This is a genomic window from Rahnella sp. GSA61A, from assembly GCF_019969905.1.
In the GTDB taxonomy this organism is placed as follows: domain Bacteria; phylum Pseudomonadota; class Gammaproteobacteria; order Enterobacterales; family Enterobacteriaceae; genus Rahnella; species Rahnella aceris.
The window spans coordinates 128,364-145,491 of record NZ_JAHXYO010000011.1 but is presented as its reverse complement, the minus strand read 5'-3'; the positions used below and the strand labels follow the sequence as shown (position 1 = coordinate 145,491).

General features: G+C 55.3%; 17 protein-coding genes, 1 tRNA gene and 2 other RNA genes. 11 read left to right on the top strand and 9 right to left on the bottom strand.

What is annotated here, in order from left to right:
* Window positions 1–292: 292 nt before the first annotated feature.
* The 11 genes from LC431_RS15515 (at window position 293) to LC431_RS15465 (ending at window position 11,162) form a co-directional block, all read left to right on the top strand.
* Window positions 293–1,219 (top strand): LysR family transcriptional regulator, encoded by a 927-nt coding sequence (locus LC431_RS15515; protein ID WP_013573443.1) that lies wholly within the window; start codon window positions 293–295, stop codon window positions 1,217–1,219.
* A 257-nt stretch (window positions 1,220–1,476) separates the two neighbouring features.
* On the top strand, window positions 1,477–2,916 hold the full coding sequence (locus LC431_RS15510) for a M20 family metallopeptidase (protein ID WP_121020024.1): 1,440 nt from the start codon (window positions 1,477–1,479) through the stop codon (window positions 2,914–2,916).
* A 349-nt stretch (window positions 2,917–3,265) separates the two neighbouring features.
* Entirely contained in the window at window positions 3,266–4,864 is a 1,599-nt protein-coding gene (locus tag LC431_RS15505) for an ABC transporter substrate-binding protein (RefSeq protein ID WP_013573441.1), read from the top strand.
* A gap of 29 nt (window positions 4,865–4,893) precedes the next feature.
* A complete protein-coding gene (locus tag LC431_RS15500; RefSeq protein WP_013573440.1) occupies window positions 4,894–5,979 on the top strand; it encodes an ABC transporter permease in 1,086 nt (361 codons plus the stop codon).
* A complete protein-coding gene (locus LC431_RS15495; RefSeq protein ID WP_112197519.1) occupies window positions 5,976–6,911 on the top strand; it encodes an ABC transporter permease in 936 nt (311 codons plus the stop codon). Before LC431_RS15500 ends, LC431_RS15495 begins: the two co-directional genes overlap by 4 nt.
* Entirely contained in the window at window positions 6,904–7,770 is an 867-nt protein-coding gene (locus LC431_RS15490; protein ID WP_014411456.1) for an ABC transporter ATP-binding protein, read from the top strand. Before LC431_RS15495 ends, LC431_RS15490 begins: the two co-directional genes overlap by 8 nt.
* Before the next feature lie 44 nt (window positions 7,771–7,814).
* Window positions 7,815–8,552 (top strand): ABC transporter ATP-binding protein, encoded by a 738-nt coding sequence (locus LC431_RS15485; RefSeq protein WP_223510064.1) that lies wholly within the window; start codon window positions 7,815–7,817, stop codon window positions 8,550–8,552.
* Between the two features lie 19 nt (window positions 8,553–8,571).
* Window positions 8,572–9,951, top strand: a complete 1,380-nt coding sequence (locus LC431_RS15480) for an MmgE/PrpD family protein (protein WP_112197518.1) — start codon at window positions 8,572–8,574, stop codon at window positions 9,949–9,951.
* An 83-nt stretch (window positions 9,952–10,034) separates the two neighbouring features.
* Entirely contained in the window at window positions 10,035–10,253 is a 219-nt protein-coding gene (locus LC431_RS15475) for a type II toxin-antitoxin system RelE/ParE family toxin (RefSeq protein ID WP_112197517.1), read from the top strand.
* Window positions 10,254–10,334: 81 nt separating this feature from the next.
* Window positions 10,335–10,679: a type II toxin-antitoxin system PrlF family antitoxin gene (locus tag LC431_RS15470; RefSeq protein WP_013573435.1), complete on the top strand. Its 345-nt coding sequence runs from the start codon at window positions 10,335–10,337 to the stop codon at window positions 10,677–10,679.
* A 6-nt stretch (window positions 10,680–10,685) separates the two neighbouring features.
* Window positions 10,686–11,162, top strand: coding sequence for a type II toxin-antitoxin system YhaV family toxin (locus LC431_RS15465; protein WP_014411451.1), 477 nt, complete (start codon window positions 10,686–10,688; stop codon window positions 11,160–11,162).
* Window positions 11,163–11,264: 102 nt separating this feature from the next.
* On the opposite strand, the gene LC431_RS15460 is transcribed toward LC431_RS15465, so the two are convergent.
* From LC431_RS15460 to LC431_RS15420, 9 genes are all read right to left on the bottom strand, one after another.
* A non-coding RNA gene (locus LC431_RS15460) (RtT sRNA) lies at window positions 11,265–11,394 on the bottom strand.
* Between the two features lie 33 nt (window positions 11,395–11,427).
* Window positions 11,428–11,557, bottom strand: a non-coding RNA gene (locus LC431_RS15455) — RtT sRNA.
* 33 nt (window positions 11,558–11,590) lie between these two features.
* A tRNA-Pro gene (locus tag LC431_RS15450) sits at window positions 11,591–11,667 on the bottom strand.
* Between the two features lie 100 nt (window positions 11,668–11,767).
* Window positions 11,768–13,447 carry a kdo(2)-lipid A phosphoethanolamine 7''-transferase gene (gene eptB / locus LC431_RS15445; RefSeq protein ID WP_013573433.1) on the bottom strand — a complete coding sequence of 560 codons (1,680 nt, stop codon included), beginning with the start codon at window positions 13,445–13,447 and terminating at the stop codon, window positions 11,768–11,770.
* A 271-nt stretch (window positions 13,448–13,718) separates the two neighbouring features.
* Window positions 13,719–14,141, bottom strand: coding sequence for an organic hydroperoxide resistance protein (locus LC431_RS15440; protein WP_013573432.1), 423 nt, complete (start codon window positions 14,139–14,141; stop codon window positions 13,719–13,721).
* Between the two features lie 134 nt (window positions 14,142–14,275).
* The gene (locus LC431_RS15435) at window positions 14,276–14,734 is read right to left on the bottom strand and encodes a MarR family winged helix-turn-helix transcriptional regulator (RefSeq protein WP_013573431.1); all 459 of its coding nucleotides are present in this window, start codon (window positions 14,732–14,734) and stop codon (window positions 14,276–14,278) included.
* Window positions 14,735–14,804: 70 nt separating this feature from the next.
* Window positions 14,805–16,250, bottom strand: coding sequence for a carboxylesterase (locus LC431_RS15430; protein WP_013573430.1), 1,446 nt, complete (start codon window positions 16,248–16,250; stop codon window positions 14,805–14,807).
* Window positions 16,250–16,543 (bottom strand): type II toxin-antitoxin system mRNA interferase toxin, RelE/StbE family, encoded by a 294-nt coding sequence (locus LC431_RS15425; protein WP_013573429.1) that lies wholly within the window; start codon window positions 16,541–16,543, stop codon window positions 16,250–16,252. The genes LC431_RS15430 and LC431_RS15425 overlap by 1 nt, the downstream gene beginning before the upstream one ends.
* Before the next feature lie 3 nt (window positions 16,544–16,546).
* A complete protein-coding gene (locus LC431_RS15420; protein ID WP_013573428.1) occupies window positions 16,547–17,008 on the bottom strand; it encodes a hypothetical protein in 462 nt (153 codons plus the stop codon).
* Between the last annotated feature and the right edge of the window lie 120 nt (window positions 17,009–17,128).

Below are 17,128 nucleotides of genomic sequence, written 5' to 3'. Positions count from 1 at the left end.
GAACGGTTATTTTTGAGATAGGGGTGGAAACCAGCGGAAAATGCTGACAAGTGCAGCAAACGGCGTCGAGTCATCAGCGAAAGCGTTTGCACTGGCACCCGCAAAATACCCCAAAATAGCGCAATTGCACGCTGGTGGTGCAGGTGATTTAGCGTACTGATGTTGTCTGTTTTTCCGGCACAAGCCGGGTTGCGGGCGGACATGGATTGAAACCAATATGTTAAGCAGTTTTTAAACTCTGGCGCATTTATTGCTTGTTATTACGGGCTTATTACCCGCCAGAGGTTTTCTGATGGAACTGAAGTGGTTTGAAGATTTTCTCAGTGTGTCTCAGTGCTATAGCTTTACGCGAGCCGCCAGTGAAAGAAACATCACCCAGTCCGCGCTGAGCCGACGAATTAAGCAACTGGAAGAATGGCTTGGCGTGCCGCTTTTTGACCGAAAAACCTACCCGATACGCCTGACGCCGGAAGGCCAGGACTTCCTGCATACTGCGGCAGATCTGGTGTTTTCCATGACACAACTGCGCAGCGACCTGCGTGAGCGCCATGCGCAGAAGCACGCCATCGTGCATTTTGCCGCGCTCAATACGCTCTCCCTGACCTTTTTCCCCGACTGGATCAACCAGATCGACCCGTCGCATCAGTACGGCTACATTCGTTTGTGCGATCAGCAGCCGTCATTCAGCGGCAATATTTCCCTGCTGCTGGATGGCGAAACGGATTTTCTGCTGACCTACGCCCATGATTCCGTTCCGCTGATGAAACAGCTCGAACGCTTTCCCTATATCGAACTGGGAAAAGAGAATGCGCTGGCCGTCTGTGCACCAGACGATGACGGCAAGCCCCTGTTCCCGCTAAGCCCCTTTGGCGGCACCCGCGTCCAGCTTCCTTATCTCAGTTACGGCAATCGCTCCTTTTTTGCCCACGCGCTGAGTGCCCTGTTTGCGTCGCGCCCGCTGCCGCTGAAGCCGGTGTATGAAAATCCGATGTGCAGCGGCCTGAAAGCGATGACCATTTCCGGCTGCGGCGTGTCGTGGTTGCCCACCAGCCTGATCTGCGAGGAACTGGCGAACGGCTCGCTTATCCGCGCCGGAGAACGAAGCTGGGATATTCAGGCCAGCATCCGTCTTTACCGGCTGGAAAAATTTCGTACACCACAGGCTGAACGGCTGTGGAATAAAGCCAGCCAGTTGCACCAGACCCGCGCCGTCGCCTGACCGGTTCCGGCGATAAAAATGTTCCCTTTCCACGCCAGGCTCCCGCGTGAGGCTCCCCGCAACCTGTAATTTCTCCTTTCTATTCAGAGAGTCACGCTGACTATTCTGTTTTCGCATATCTCAAAATATCTATGCGGTTTTGGAATGGGTCAGCTGAAAGACTCATTGGATCTTTGCCTTTTCTGCACACATTCTGAACAGGTTCCTCCGACACACTGACCTCATAAAACCGTAGCCACTGGCACAAGGAGTCTCCGTTGAATAACGCATCTGCGCAGAATAAAGAAACCGTCTGGAGCCTGGTCGACGCCAAAAAAGCCCTGTTCACCGCCCTGAGCGATCGCGTCTGGGGCATGCCTGAAATTTGCTATACCGAATACCGTTCCGTTGCCGAACACACGGCGATGCTGAAAGAGCAGGGTTTTCGCGTCACTGAAAATGTCGCCGATATTCCGACGGCCGTGATGGGCGAAGCCGGTGAAGGCGGTCCGATCATTGCGATTCTCGGCGAATACGATGCGCTGCCGGGGCTGAGTCAGGTGGCCGGGATTGCCCGTCCTGAGCCGCTGCCGGGCAACGGTCAGGGGCATGGCTGCGGGCACAATCTGCTGGGTTCTGCCGCCATGCTGGCAGCTACGGTGCTGAAAGACTGGCTGGCACAAACCGGCACGCCGGGGCGCGTGCGCTATTACGGCTGTCCGGCGGAAGAAGGTGGCGCCGCCAAATCCTTTATGGCGCGCGCCGGGGCGTTTGACGGCGTGGACGTCGCCATCACCTGGCACCCGAATGCCTTTACTGAAGTTGCCCGCGCCGAATCGCTGGCCAATACCCGCATGGATTTCGTCTTCCACGGCCGCTCCTCGCACGCCGCCGCCTCGCCGCATCTTGGACGCAGTGCGCTGGACGCCGTTGAACTGATGAACGTCGGCGTTAACTACCTGCGCGAACACGTACCGCAGGATTCCCGCATTCACTATGCGATGCTCGATTCCGGCGGCATCGCGCCGAACGTGGTGCAGGCGCGTGCCGCCGTGCGTTATGCCATCCGTTCACGCGACGTACATGCCATGTTTGAACTCAACGAGCGCGTGAAAAAAGTCGCACAGGGCGCGGCGCTGATGACCGAAACCACCGTCGATATCAGCATCATGAGCGCCGTGGCCAACCTGCTGGGCAACCGCCCGCTGGAAGAAGCCATGCAGCGTAACTTCGAACTGCTCGGTCCGCTGGAATTCGACGCGGCTGACAAAGCCTTTGCCGCTGAAATTCAGGCCACGCTCAGCCCGCAGGATTTGCAAAGCGCCTACCGCCGCATCGGCCTCAAAAAACCGCAGGACGCCTCACCGTTATGCGAATTCATTGTCCCGCTGGAAACCTCCGGCGAACTGATGCTGGGTTCAACGGACGTCGGTGATATCAGCTGGAAAATGCCGACCGTGCAGGCGCATGTCCCGACTTACGCCATCGGGACACCGGGCCATTCGTGGCAGCTCACTGCGCAGGGGAAAATGCCTGCCGCGCATAAAGGGCTGGCTTACGTCGCCAAAATCATGGCCGCCACCGCCATCGACACCCTGACCGACAGCGCACTGATGGCAGCCGCCAAACAGGCGCATCAGGAACTGACCGCTGAAACCCCTTATGTGTGCCCGATCCCGCCGGAAGTCAAACCACCGGTTCAGCCACGTCCTGAATAAAAGTTTGAAGCACCCTCTCTGATGACAGGGAGTGGGTCTGCTCCTCCCCCTGCGAAGGGGGAGGCCGGGAGGGGGTTTAGCAGGCAACTCCGGTGATGCCATTAATACCCCACCCCAACCCTCCCCTTCGCAGGGGAGGGAGCCGATCGAGTCTTTGCTCCTCCCCCTGCGAAGGGGGAGGCCGGGAGGGGGTTTAGCAGGCAACTCCGGCGACGCCATTAATACCCCACCCCAACCCTCCCCTTCGCAGGGGAGGGAGTTGACCGAATACGCCTTCTCTTTCTGCGAAAGGGGCTGACAGAGATTCACTATTTTACGCTCGTTTTTTTTAATCAAAGGAACCCGATTTATGCTCAACACCAGAACAAAAATCCTCGCCACAATGATTGGTCTCACATGGGGAAGTACGGCTGCACAGGCCGCGACGCCTGCGGATTCGCTGGTGATGGCATGGAATATTGACGCAATCAGCACCTTTGACCCGGCGCAGATTGGCGAAGTGGTCACTAATGAAATCATCAAAAACACCTGCGACACGCTGGTGGATTTCGATCCGAAAGACGAATCCCGCGTTATTCCGCGCCTGGCAAAAAGCTGGGATATCGCGCCTGATCGCAAACAAATCACCTTCCATCTCAATACCGGCATGACGTTCCCGTCCGGCAATAAAGCCACAGCGAAAGACGTCGCCTGGTCGTTGCAGCGCGTGGTGCTGCTCGGTTTCGGCAATTCCGCCACCCTGACTGAATATGGCTTTACCAAAGATAACGTCAAAGAACGCATTACCGCGCCCGACGACGACACGCTGGTGATGAAATTCGACCAGCCGTACCCGACCAATCTGGTCTTACAGGCTATCGCCGCCAATAACGTGTCGACCACGCTGGATCAGGCGCTGGTGGAGAAAAATGCCGTTGGCGACGACATGGGCAACAAATACCTGACCACGCACACCGCCTGCGTCGGTGCCTATCAGCTGATGCGCTGGAATGCCGGTGAAGGCGTGGTGTTGCAGGCGAATAAAGATTACTGGGGCGAGAAACCGAAACTGCAACGCATCCTGATCCGCCACGTTGCGGAAACCGGCACGCAGCGCCTGTTGCTGACACAGGGGGATGTGGATATCGCCCGTGACCTGGCGCCGGACGATTTACGTGATCTGGACAAAGGCGGTCAGGTGAAGGTGGAGAAAGTCCTCAAGCCGCAATTGTTCTTCTGGACCTTTAACAGCGAAGACCCGATTTTCAAAAACCCGAAAGTGCGCCTCGCGATGCGTTATCTGATTGATTATCAGGGGCTGGCTTCCACCGTGATGCCGTATCTCGGTGTGCCGCGCGCCAGTTTCGCCCAGCTCGGCGCCTTTGGTGCGCTGGATAAAGATGCCGGACAGCCGTTCAAACTGGATCTGGCGAAAGCCAAACAGTTGCTGACCGAAGCCGGTTATCCCGACGGTTTCTCCGCCAAACTGATCATCGGCACCCTGCCGCACTCGGCGCCTATCGCCCAGAGCACGCAGGAAAATGCCTCGAAAATCGGCGTAAAACTCTCCATCGAAAGCATGGCCAATGCCCAGTTATTCAGCCGCGTGCGCGGGCGTGAATTCCAGAGCGCCATGATGGCATGGCAGACCTCGGTGCCGGATGCGCACGGTAACGCCTCGCGTCTGGTCTACAACCCGGACAACAGCAAAGAAGCCAAGAAAACCCAGTATCCGAGCTGGCGTGCTTCGTATTTCGATCCGGCGATGAATAAAAAAGTCACCGAAGCGCTGCTCGAACCCGATGAGCAAAAACGTATTGCCCTCTATCACACCTTGCAGGAAGAGCAGATGCAGCAAGGCCCGATGGCGATCATGTTCCAGATGTACAACACCGCCGGGCTGACCAGACAGGTCAAAGACTGGACGTGGAACGGCTTCCGCGTTTATTACGCACTGGCATCCAAATAAGCCTTCCATAAAAAACCAAGGAGCGCCCGATGTCGCACCTCGATCCGACCACAGCAGGCATAGCGCCTGCTGAACCTCTCTGGCTGCGGCTGCGCGAAAGCGCCGCCCGGCTGAGTAAATTGCTGGTTTCCGTGTTCTGCACGTTACTGGGGCTGGCGGCGCTGACCTTTTTTATCGGGCGCTTGCTGCCGATTGACCCGGTGGTATCAGTGCTCGGCGATAACGCCAGTCAGGAAGCCTATCAGAAGATGTATCACCTGCTCGGGCTGGACAAACCGCTGTGGGAACAGTTTCTGATCTACCTGAAAAACGTCGCGATGCTGGATTTCGGTAACGCACTGACCACCGGCAATCCGGTCACCACCGACATTGCCCGCGTGTTTCCGGCCACGCTGGAACTGGCGACGCTGGCGGCACTGATCGCCACCTGTCTGGGCATTCCGGCAGGCGTGTTATCGGCAATGTACCGCAATACCTGGTTTGATCACTGCATCCGCTTTATCGGCCTGCTCGGCCATTCTGCGCCGAATTTCTGGCTGGGTCTGATGGGGCTGGTATTGTTTTACGCCGGACTCGGCTGGATCGGCGGGCCGGGGCGTATCGACTTTATGTATGAATTCGACGTGCAGAAAGTCACCGGATTTTATCTCATCGACACCGCACTGACCGGAAACTGGGAGGCGTTTCGCAACGTTTTCAGCCACCTGATTTTACCGGCATCGATTCTTGGCCTCAGCGGGCTGTCGTACATCAGCCGCATGACCCGCAGCTTTATGATTGAACAACTCGGACAGGAATATGTGATCACCGCCCGGGTGAAAGGGTTGTCATGGGCACGCAGTGTGTGGATCCACGCCTTTCGTAATGTGGCGGTGCAGGTGGTGACGGTCGTCGCGCTGTCTTACGCCTTTTTACTCGAAGGCGCGGTGCTGACCGAAACGGTATTCGCCTGGCCGGGTTTTGGCCGCTATCTCACCAACGCCATGCTGGCGGGCGACATGAACGCCGTGGTGGGTTGCTCGTTACTGATCGGCGTGATTTTTGTGGCACTGAACCTTATCTGCGACCTGCTTTACCGCATCTTTGATCCGCGAACCCGTCAGGAGCAATCATGACCGACTCCGCTAAACCTCATCTCACTGCCCGTCCGGCGTTTTCCCTGCGGGCGTGGCTCGATGCCCCGGTTCCGGCCACACCGTGGCAGGCGCGTGTGCAGCAAAGCCTGAATCAGTGGCGGCGCTTTCGCCGTAATACTTCGGCGCTGTTCGGGCTGATCGTCATCCTGTTTATCGTCACAGTGGCGATTTTCGCGCCGTGGCTGGCGACACACGATATTTACGCGCAAAACCTGCAACTGCGTCTGGCGCCGGTGAGCCGCGAATACTGGCTGGGGACCGACGAACTCGGGCGCGATATTTACAGCCGCCTGATTTATGGCGCGCGTATCACGCTCTACATCACCGGCCTGACGGCGCTGATTGTCGGCCCGCTCGGATTACTGGTCGGCACGCTGGCGGGCACCGTTGGCGGCTGGACGGACACCATTCTGATGCGCATCGTCGATATCTTTCTGGCGTTCCCGAGTCTGATTCTGGCGCTGGGTTTTGTCGCCGCACTCGGCCCGGGTATCGAGAATGCGATTATCGCGATTTCACTTTCCGCCTGGCCGCCGATTGCCCGTCTGGCTCGCGCCGAAGCTTTGTCTATCCGCAAAATGGATTACGTCGCCGCCGTGCGTTTGCAGGGTGCATCGCAGATGCGCATCATCCTGCGCCACATCATTCCGATGTGTCTGCCTTCGGTGGTGGTGCGCCTGACGCTGAATATGGCGGGGATTATCCTGACCGCCTCCGGCCTCGGATTTCTCGGCCTCGGGGCACAGGCACCCAGTCCGGAATGGGGCGCGATGCTCTCTTCCGGCCGCCAGTTCATGATGACTCACTGGACGATTGCCGCCATTCCCGGCCTGTCGATTCTTTTCACCAGCCTGGCGTTCAACCTGTTCGGTGACGGCCTGCGCGACGTACTGGATCTGCGCCATGACTGAAACATTGCTTGATGTGCAAAACCTGAACATTACGTTCAAAGGCCACCGGCAGGAAAACCACGCAGTGCGCGGTATCTCCTTCTCAGTTGGCCGTGAAAAAGTGGCGATTGTCGGCGAATCCGGTTCCGGTAAATCGCTCACCGGCCGTTCACTGCTGAAACTGACGCCGCAGGGTGCCAGCGTCAGCGCCGACCGCATGCAGTTTGGCGATATCGACCTGCTCAGTACCGGCGAGCGCCAGATGCGCAAAATCCGCGGCAAACGGATTTCGATGATTATGCAGGACCCGAAATTCTCGCTGAATCCGCTGATGCGCGTCGGTCATCAGATTAATGAGGCATACCGCATTCACTTTCATGTCAGTGAAAAAGAAGCCCGCGTGAAAGCACTGGCGATGCTGGAAGCGGTGAATATCCGCGACCCGGAACGGGTGTTTGACCTGTATCCGCACGAGATTTCCGGCGGCATGGGGCAGCGCATCATGATCGCCATGATGCTGATCCCTGAACCCGATTTGATTATCGCCGACGAGCCCACGTCGGCGCTGGACGTCACGGTGCGTCAGCAGGTGCTGAGCGTACTGGACGCGTTGCTGGCACGGCGCAAAACCGGCCTGCTGTTTATTACTCACGATCTCGGGCTGGTGTCGAGTTTCTGCGACCGCGCACTGGTGATGTACGCCGGACGTATTCTCGAAGAAATTTCGGCAGATCAGCTGCATAACGCCAGACATCCTTACACCCGCGCCCTGCTCGCCAGTCAGCCGGATTTACAGCATCCGGTGGACATGCTCGCTATTCCTGCACGCGACCCGGCGTGGCTGACCGGCCCGGTATACCGCTACGGAGAAGCCTGCTGATGACCACTTTCATGAATCCCACGCCGCCGCTGACCGCTGACCGGATGCTCGAAACCGTCGATCTGAGCATCGCTTTCGGCAAAGGCACTCACAGCAAAACCGTGGTCGATAGCGTCACAATGCACATCGCCAGAGGCGAAAGTTACGGGCTGATTGGCGAGTCAGGCTGCGGAAAATCGACCATTCTGCGCACGCTGACCGGCCAGAACACCCATTACAGCGGCGCGATTTTGTATCAGAACCGCGAACAACATCCGGTGCGCAATAAAGACTATTACCGGCAGGTACAAATGGTGTTTCAGGATCCGTATGCCTCGCTGCATCCGCGCAAAATGGTCTACCACACGCTGCTGGAACCGCTGGTGATCCACGGCATGGACCGGCGGGAGGCACGCATCAGCGACGTGCTGAATGCGCTTGGCCTGAGCGATGCCTTTCGTTACCGCTATCCGCATCAGCTTTCGGGCGGTCAGCGCCAGCGTGTGGCACTGGCACGGGCGCTGATCATTGAACCGCAGGTGCTGCTGCTTGATGAACCTACATCCGCACTGGATGTGTCAGTGCAGGCGGAAATCCTCAATCTGCTGAAAAAACTGCGCCGCGAACGCAACCTGACCTATCTGATGGTGACGCATGATCTGGCGGTGGTCGCGCACCTGTGCGACCGCGTCGCCATCATGCATCAGGGAAAACTGCTGGAAGAACTGACCGCCGCCGAAATCCGCAGCGGCGCGGCCCGCGAGCCTTATACCCAACAATTTCTTGCTGCCAGCCGCCACTGAAGCCGTTGAAGGAAACATCATGAATGTGATTGAAGCCATTGCCCGCTGGTGTTGCAGCCAGCCTGATTTCAGCACCACCGCGCGCCGCAAAGCCCGGGAAGCGATCACCGATACGCTGGCCTGCCTGTACGCCGGACAGGATGATTTCTCCAGTCGTGCCGTGCGTGCCGCCAGCGAAAGCTATTTTACCCCGCAAGCCCGTTGCCGTTTAGCCGGTGGCGGACGCGCACCTGCGGCCATCGCCGCGATGGTCAACGGCACGGCCGCGCACGCCATCGATTATGACGACAACTTCGCGCCGGGCATGAGCCATGCGTCTGCGGTGCTGGTTCCGGCGCTGCTGGCGGTCGCTGATGATATCCATGCCAGTGGCGAACAACTGGTGAAAGCCTATCTGATCGGTTTGCAGGCGCAGGCGTTTGTCGGTTCCGGCGTCGCGCCTTCGCATTACACTGCGGGCTGGCACGGCACCTCGACCGTCGGCTGCATCGGCAGTGCGGCAGGTGTCGCCTGGCTGATGGGATTAGATCAGGCAGGTATCGCCAAAGCGTTAAGCAATGCCGTCAGTTTTGCCTCCGGCACCAAAGGTCAGTTCGGCACGCCGATCAAACCGCTGCACGCAGGATGGGCTGCCCGTAATGCAGTTGACGCGGCGAATTTTGCCCGGCAACACATGCAGGGACGCATTGATATTCTGGACGCGCCGCAGGGCTTTCTGGAAATGTTTGGCGGCCTGACGCCGCCGGGCTGGAATATTCCGGCTATTTTGGGCACCCATCTTCACGTCATAGAAACCACCGGCGTGATGCCCAAACGTCACCCGTGCTGCGGCTCGACGCACATGATTATCGACGCCCTGGACGACCTGCGTGCGCAGCATGATTTCAGTGATGATGACGTGCTGACCGTTGATACGCTGGTTGGCATCGCCAATCTGCGCAATCTGGCGTATCCGCTGCCGGTCAATGAAATGCAGGCGCGCTTTTCGATGCAATACTGCGTCGATACCTGGCTGCGCAACGGCTCGCTGAGCGTCGCTGATTTCACGCCAGCGCGGGTCGCAGAACTCACTGAACCGGCACGTCTGGCGCGCATATCCCTGCGCTGCTATACGCCGGAACAGGAAGCAGAAACACCGCCGGGCGATCGCCTGACACATGAAGTAACGCTTACCCTGCGCGATGGCCGCACGTTACAGGCAGCCCGCAAACTGGCGAAAGGCAGCAACAGCGAGCCGTTCAGTGACGCCGACAGACTGCGAAAATTCACTGATTGTTGCACCACGATGAGCAACGCCAGCGACCTTTTTCGTCAGCTCAACCGGCTTGAGGAGCAGGAGGATTTAGGTTTTTTAGCCCCGTTGTTGGGTGAATCTTTGCGGGACGGTGCGCAGGGTTGATTGCAGGAAAAACGGCGTGCCGGACATTTTTACGTGATGCCTCGCAGGGATGAAAATCCGGCGAAAATGCCCCTTTCTTACGTGTGAGGCAACGCCTATTCTCGCGGCTCAGGGAACTCAAGAAAGGCGATCTCAGTTACCTGAGGGTGCATAAATTTCCGCTGGAAAAGCAGCAGGCTTTGCTGGGTTATTGCTGGCGTGAAGAGAAAATTGAACTGTATCTTCTGAGCCTGGATTCGCATGAGAATTTCTATCAGGATCATAAAAATCACCGCAAAGGCGATGTGAAGATGATGAAGTAAAAAGCAATGCATTTGCATTGGCAATGCAAATGCATTACGCTGACAAAATTGCTCAAATAAGCATCATTATGGAGTCTCATTATGTCAGCCTCGGCACTATGGGGAATAAAATTCGAAGCCGAATCCAAAGTCACCCGCCGCTTCCAGACCACCATTCCGGCCACTATCCGTAAGGCATTAAATCTCACCGAAAATGATCGGATCCAGTACAAGATTTTGCCAGACGGGCAGGTGGTTATTTCGAGGCAACTCGAAGAAGCGGAAGACCCTGTTATCAGTGCCTTTCTCGGTTTTGTGGCAAAAGATATGCTCAATAACCCGGAAAATATGCAGCCGGTAACATTATCCCTGCATGAAAAAATCAATGTACTGACCGCCGGGATGGCTATCGATCTTGAGAGCCCGCTTTCTGACGATGACGAGTAAAGGATTATGCACAATCAGGCCATGGAGATTAACGGATGGACCCTTCTCGCTCATCCTCTGATCCTGCAACAAATACAGGCACTCACTGATCAGGTTGTTTTACTGCGCCGCAAAGATCCGGCGGGCTATAAAAGTAAGAACGCCACCAAACGGCTGGCTGCGATCAATAAGCTGATGTTTGACGTTATCCCGCAGGATCCGGCGCGTGTTGAATTCCGTCAGGGCGATACGTTAGGCGGGGAATTCTCACACTGGTTCAGGGCAAAATTCTTCCAGCAGTACCGTTTGTTTTTCCGCTACAACCTGAAAAGCCGGATCATTATTTACGCCTGGGTGAATGATGATAAAGAATTACGCGCCTACGAAAGCAAAACAGACGCATACCGGATGTTTCGCAAGATGTTGAAAAGCGGTGAACCGCCAGACAACTGGCAGGCACTTTGCGAGGCGTCAGGGAAGGTAGCGGCGGAAGAATTACCTTAGTCTCCCTCATACACGCCACAAAGCAAAAAGCCCGCAACCAGAAGGCCGCGGGCTTTTTACAGACGAAAAAAAACCTGCTTTAAAAAGCAGGTTTTTCAAATGTGGTCGGCGAGAGAGGATGACGCGCATCTTCGATGCTTGCCCTGCGGGCCGTTGCTAAAGCAACGTGGTCTCGCTTCGCTCGGCTCAAACCTCCTTCGGAGGTTCTCATCCTCTTTTACTACAGACGAAAAAAAACCTGCTTTAAAAGCAGGTTTTTCAAATGTGGTCGGCGAGAGAGGATGACACGCATCTTCGATGCTTGCCCTGCGGGCCGTTGCTAAAGCAACGTGGTCTCGCTTCGCTCGGCTCAAACCTCCTTCGGAGGTTCTCATCCTCTTTTACTACAGACGAAAAAAAACCTGCTTTAAAAGCAGGTTTTTCAAATGTGGTCGGCGAGAGAGGATTCGAACCTCCGACCCACTGGTCCCAAACCAGTTGCGCTACCAAGCTGCGCTACTCGCCGAATGGGGCGCATCTTACTGCGACCCCCTCAGAGCGTCAACGGCTTTTTATAACATCCGAACTGACTGCCCATAAATTATCCGATACGCCGCCAAAATAACCTACAGCTTCTGTTCTGTCTGCGGTTTTGCACACCAGTTATTCGCCGGATTAATACCACCGTCCGGCGACGTATAACCCAGACAGCCTAAAATCGAATCGAATAACTCAACGTGACGTTTCTTCGCACCGACCCGCTGCTGCGCCTGCAACTGCTCAAACGCCAGCTTGTGGTCCGGTTGTTCGAGGAAACTGTCAGAAGCCCACACCATCATCGGCACGCGGAACTGCTCCGGTGGTGCCATCTCGCGCGGCGTACCGTGCAGATGCGAGTTCTCATCGATAGATTCGCCGTGATCGGAAGCGTAAAACACCAGCGCTTTCTTATCACGCAGTTGATCAATTACGCTGTCAATAAAGGTATCGGTGTACAACACGCTGTTATCGAAGGCATTAATCAGTTCCGCTTTGGTGCAAGTGTTGCTCTTACATTCCGGGGTATAGCGGGCGTAACTGCGCGGATAACGCTGGGAATACAGATAGTGCGAGCCTTTGGTATGCAGGATCACCAGATGCTTGCCTTTCGGATGTGTTTTCAGTGATTGCTCTAACTCATTGACCAGCAACATGTCATCGACCGGCTTGCCATCGTTGCGTTTTTCCGAGGCGATAATTTCACGGAAGGAGAAATTATTGGTGTCAGCATTATTGTAGAACCACAGCTCGCTTTGCATCGCGAACAGCTCTGAGGTGAAGCCCAGTGATTTCATCACCGCAAAAATATTCTGTTCTTTCAGCGTACGCTGCGGATTATCCGCCGTACCGCCTTCACGCACGAACATACAACGCAGTGACAACTTGGTGGCCGTATCGCAGGATGTCCCGCGAAACGCCACCAGGTTCTTCTCTTTGGACAGGCGCGGTGTGGTATCCCGCTCGTAGCCCAAAATCCCCATATGATCCCAGCGGGTGGTTTCACCGATGATAAACACCACGTAGGTATCGTCGATGTCAGCAGGTGCAACGTAAGTGAAGTTCTTCGCCGGATCAAAGTAATTACCGGCATCCTGACTTTCATCCACCTGCGTATAGGCATACAAACCCAGTGCAGCCAGCCAGTTAGACGGCAGATAGGAGTGCGCGACAACACCGCCGTAGCTTGGCAAATCGACGTTAGTTTTCTTCTCATTCACACTCTGCGCGTGATCCAGAGAACGCAGCGGCAACCACACCAGCAATGCCGCCGCCAGCAGCACCGCTAAAGGCAGCACACGCTGCCCCGGCGTTTTCATTTGTTCGATCAATGTCAGACGCAGATTATTTTTCCAGATGAGGAACAGCGGTACCGCGCTGACCAGCGCCATCCAGATAAACAGGTGATAACCAACGATCTCTTTGCTCAGATCGATATCGGTGGTCATCACCGACACCACGATGCCGTAGCCGATCACCACGTTGAACATCACCATGTAATAACTGGCGGCAACGGAAATCAGCACCAGCAAACTGGCGATAATGCGGAAGAACAGCCGCCCGCCCAGCGAGAGCAAGCGCAGAACAAAGAAGGTAAATAAGACGATGGCACAGACTTCGGTGACGGCCTGAACCAGTTCAGCCGACGTGAAATGATTGACCAATGCAGCAAAGCGGCGCTGGAACACAGAGACATTCAGAAAAATGCCAATGTAAATCGCTAACAATAAAGAGATATTTTGCTGCGATAGAGTCTTCACTCTATTCATGAAAAGTGACTTTCCTAACGTATTTTGAAAGATTTGGAATCATTGTGACATGTTTATGGCGGACTGGTTCACAGATTATGCTGAGAATGCGGTTTTATGCAGCTTTCTGGATTATTCCGCATGCGCAGCGACGTCGTATTTTCTTTCCGAATATTTTCTGTTGGTCTGTGGATACGCGCTGGCAATGCAAAAAGGAGGCCGAAGCCTCCTGAGATTTTTTGCTTTTATACATCACAACATTCCCCTGGTGAAGGCGTTGTGTATCAGAACATTATTTAACGTTCAGCGTGACGTCGATATTGCCACGGGTCGCGTTGGAGTACGGGCAAACCTGATGCGCTTTCGCCACCAGTGCTTCGGCTTCGCTGCGCTCAAAGCCCGGCAGGGTAATATCCAGCTGTACTTCGATGCCATAGCCGCCCGGGATAGCACCAATGCCTACCGCACCTTCGATTTTAGCGTCAGCAGGGATCTTAATTTTTTCCTGCGCGGCCACGGCTTTCAGTGCGCCGAGGAAACACGCGGAATAACCGGCGGCAAACAGTTGCTCAGGGTTGGTACCGCCACCCATGCCGCCCATCTCTTTTGGTACGCCCAGTTTGACGTCAAGAACGCCGTCATCGGAAGTCGCACGGCCATCACGGCCACCGGTAGCGGATGCATGAGCACGATACACAACTTTTTCAATAGACATATTTCGTTCCTTATCTGTGATAAATACTTATTAGCTTCAAACGATTTAATCGCACACTACTTAATTAACTTTACCTGACGACCCGCAGAAGCACCTTCGGACTCGTCTGGTTAACACTCTTAAGACAATCAGCGCTACGCTTTATCCTGAAGTTTAGCCCGTAATACTTCGAGCTGCTGTTTCAGCGCCACGAGTTCGCCGATATCACATTCCGTCGCACACACAATGGCTTCGGGAATGTCCTGTGCTTTTTCACGTAGCGCCTTACCCGCATCAGTCAGGGAAATAATCACCTGGCGTTCATCTGCTTTGGCGCGCTGACGCACCAGTAAACCTGCCGCTTCAAGACGCTTTAACAGCGGCGTTAAGGTCGCCGAATCCAGAAACAGTTTTTCGCCGATTTCAGACACCGTGACTTCATCACGTTGCCACAGCACCAGCATCACCAGATATTGCGGATAAGTGAGCCCGAGTTCCCCGAGTAACTTACGGTAAACTTTATGCAGTGCCAGATTCGCAGAGTAAAGCGCGAAACACATCTGTTGATCCAGATGCAGCATGCGGTGTTGTGTTGGGTCGCTGTCTGTTTTCATGTTCATGCCGCCAATATATATAGTGCACGATATTATCGCAAGCTATTTCCGTGAATTTAATCAGCAGAAATCAGAAACCTTCAATTCGCTGCAACATATACGGATAAAACGGATTGGATGAAACCCGCATCAGTTGATCCATGCTCACTACCAGCGCGCCATTTTCTCCACGGGCAGCCAGTGTTCCCAGCCGGATGCCAAACTGCGCCGGACCTTGCGGATTGCGCCCGTACAGCGAATCGTCCGTCGGAAAAGGCAGCGAAACATGCGACAGCGAATAGAATTCCGACGGATAATTCAGGCCGAGTGGCGTAACTGACGTGCTGTTTTGCCCCGCCGCAGTGGTTTTCGCGACAGCGGCGGCATCGTCCGGCGAGGCATTGGTGATAACCGTCGTCTGATAAGCGCGCGGGGGCGCAGGCAACAGGCGCTCTGCTGCTGTTTCAGAGGAAGGACGCAGCAGCGGGCCGACATAGGCACTGCGGTTGATATCAAACAGAACCAGCTGGCTGCCATTGGCGGGAAGCTGATTAAACAACGCCGTCACCACGGCGCGGGAACTGACGGTGGAGTCAACAACCGACTGAAACGCCAGCAACGGTGGCAACTGCGCCAGCTTGCCGGATTGCGCATCCTTGCTGATCTGCTGCTGCAAAACATGGGTGAGCAGATAGGACTGACGGGCGGCTTTCACCGGAAAAGAATTGTATTTAAACGGATTAAATTCCGGCATCAGGTTCAGCCAGGCGGTTTTGGCAAAGGCCGGGAAAATTGCCGGCCAGCCCGCATATCCGGCAAAGCGCGCAAAACTGGTCACGCCAATCATCGGGGAAATCAGCACCACACGCGAAGGTTTCGCCAGCGCAGGGTCATCAAGGGAATCCAGCGTGTATTTCATCGCCAGCGCCCCGCCGTTGGAGAAACCCACCAGTTGCAGCGGTACATCTGTCCCGGCTGCGCGACGCGCCTCACGTACCGCCAGCCGCGTTGCCGCCAGCCACTGTTCCCAGTCCACCCGCGTCAGGCCGCCGGGCACGGTGCCGTGACCGGGCAGGCGGATACCGACAACCACAAATCCGCGGCGACGATAATCCTGCGCAATATGCCGCAGGCTGTAAGGGGAATCGGTCAGACCGTGTAACAGCACCACTGCACCGGCTGGCTTACCGTCGGGCATCAGCTCATAAGAGCGGTTCCAGTCCTGTGCAAAATGCTCGGGATAAATCGGGCTGCGATCGTAATAGCGGTTAAGCGGAATACGATCTTCTCTGTCGAGTTTGTCCGTCACCTGCTGCTTCACTTCAACAAACGCCTGCTGCTCCGCGCGCAGATACGCCAGCCAGTCGCTCTTATCCAGTTGCTCCGTACTCAGTTCGTCCGGCACCAGTTTGTGCCACGGTTCAAGCGGCGGCCCTTGTAAGGCGTCATAAGTACGCACAGCCAAAAGCGTGATAATCACCAGAACCAGCGCCAGTAACAGCTTTTTCAGGCGTTCAGAGAGATGACGAAGTTGCATTAAATAGGGGTTTCCTCTGGCCAATGCTGAGCGCTATGCACCAGCCTGATGATTTGAATTTCGGTGTCAGTCACGCGATATACCATCCTGAAATGCTTACGGATAATACATTCTCTGGTTCCGGTAACGCGTCCTGCTGCATACATGTCGGGACTTAGTAAAATGCGCTCTGCTGCGGCATCAAAATCATCATCCAGCTCAATAGCGGCATGAGGATTCTCACCCGCGACATAACTGAATATATGCTCGCGATCATCCTGCGCGTGTGGTTTCCATACCAGCATTTTGGTCATTCGTTACTTTTCCTGTTCCTTAAGTAACGCGGCTTTCCGGGCTGCAAACTCAGCCTTCACTTGTTCGTGAGGAATGACGGGGCGCGGATCATCCAGTGATTCCTGAACCCGTTTCCTGAACCACAGATCATAGGTGGCTTCATCCATCGCGGCAGCTTCATGCGCCCTTTTTAGCGCTGCCGACCGGTCGGGGCGAGTTCCTTTACCGCTCCCTACAGGATCATAGTCGGTAATATCCACTTCGAACTGGTTTATGCCCATGTCTTTTAAATAAGCCGCCAGCGTGTCGAAGCGCTTGAAAACCCGCACTTTACCGCTACGTTGTGCGATAAGGGTCCGCTGATGTTCGCCGTATCTGATCATTATTATCCACCCTCCCTGTTGTGCGACCACGCTGAGCTGGCTGACCGCGCCAGCTTCTGTCAGACAAATTAATGTTGAATGGTCGATAGTTTCTTTAGACATATCCCTGCCAGCCTTTCTGCAAATAATAATAAATCATCGGTTCATACAACTATATACCGATACCTCTACTGAGCCAGATTTATCTTTTTGATGCGAGCCATCGCGCAAATTTTCGCCCCA

Excerpts from the sequence above, each read along its gene's own strand:
- LC431_RS15465 (WP_014411451.1), top strand. The coding sequence starts at position 10,686 with ATGCACAATCAGGCCATGGAGATTAACGGATGGACCCTTCTCGCTCAT.
- LC431_RS15505 (WP_013573441.1), top strand. The coding sequence starts at position 3,266 with ATGCTCAACACCAGAACAAAAATCCTCGCCACAATGATTGGTCTCACA.
- LC431_RS15500 (WP_013573440.1), top strand. The coding sequence starts at position 4,894 with ATGTCGCACCTCGATCCGACCACAGCAGGCATAGCGCCTGCTGAACCT.
- LC431_RS15430 (WP_013573430.1), bottom strand. The coding sequence starts at position 16,250 with ATGCAACTTCGTCATCTCTCTGAACGCCTGAAAAAGCTGTTACTGGCG.
- LC431_RS15495 (WP_112197519.1), top strand. The coding sequence starts at position 5,976 with ATGACCGACTCCGCTAAACCTCATCTCACTGCCCGTCCGGCGTTTTCC.
- LC431_RS15485 (WP_223510064.1), top strand. The coding sequence starts at position 7,815 with ATGCTCGAAACCGTCGATCTGAGCATCGCTTTCGGCAAAGGCACTCAC.
- LC431_RS15480 (WP_112197518.1), top strand. The coding sequence starts at position 8,572 with ATGAATGTGATTGAAGCCATTGCCCGCTGGTGTTGCAGCCAGCCTGAT.
- LC431_RS15515 (WP_013573443.1), top strand. The coding sequence starts at position 293 with ATGGAACTGAAGTGGTTTGAAGATTTTCTCAGTGTGTCTCAGTGCTAT.
- LC431_RS15470 (WP_013573435.1), top strand. The coding sequence starts at position 10,335 with ATGTCAGCCTCGGCACTATGGGGAATAAAATTCGAAGCCGAATCCAAA.
- LC431_RS15490 (WP_014411456.1), top strand. The coding sequence starts at position 6,904 with ATGACTGAAACATTGCTTGATGTGCAAAACCTGAACATTACGTTCAAA.
- LC431_RS15425 (WP_013573429.1), bottom strand. The coding sequence starts at position 16,543 with ATGACCAAAATGCTGGTATGGAAACCACACGCGCAGGATGATCGCGAG.
- eptB (WP_013573433.1), bottom strand. The coding sequence starts at position 13,447 with ATGAATAGAGTGAAGACTCTATCGCAGCAAAATATCTCTTTATTGTTA.
- LC431_RS15420 (WP_013573428.1), bottom strand. The coding sequence starts at position 17,008 with ATGTCTAAAGAAACTATCGACCATTCAACATTAATTTGTCTGACAGAA.
- LC431_RS15435 (WP_013573431.1), bottom strand. The coding sequence starts at position 14,734 with ATGAAAACAGACAGCGACCCAACACAACACCGCATGCTGCATCTGGAT.
- LC431_RS15440 (WP_013573432.1), bottom strand. The coding sequence starts at position 14,141 with ATGTCTATTGAAAAAGTTGTGTATCGTGCTCATGCATCCGCTACCGGT.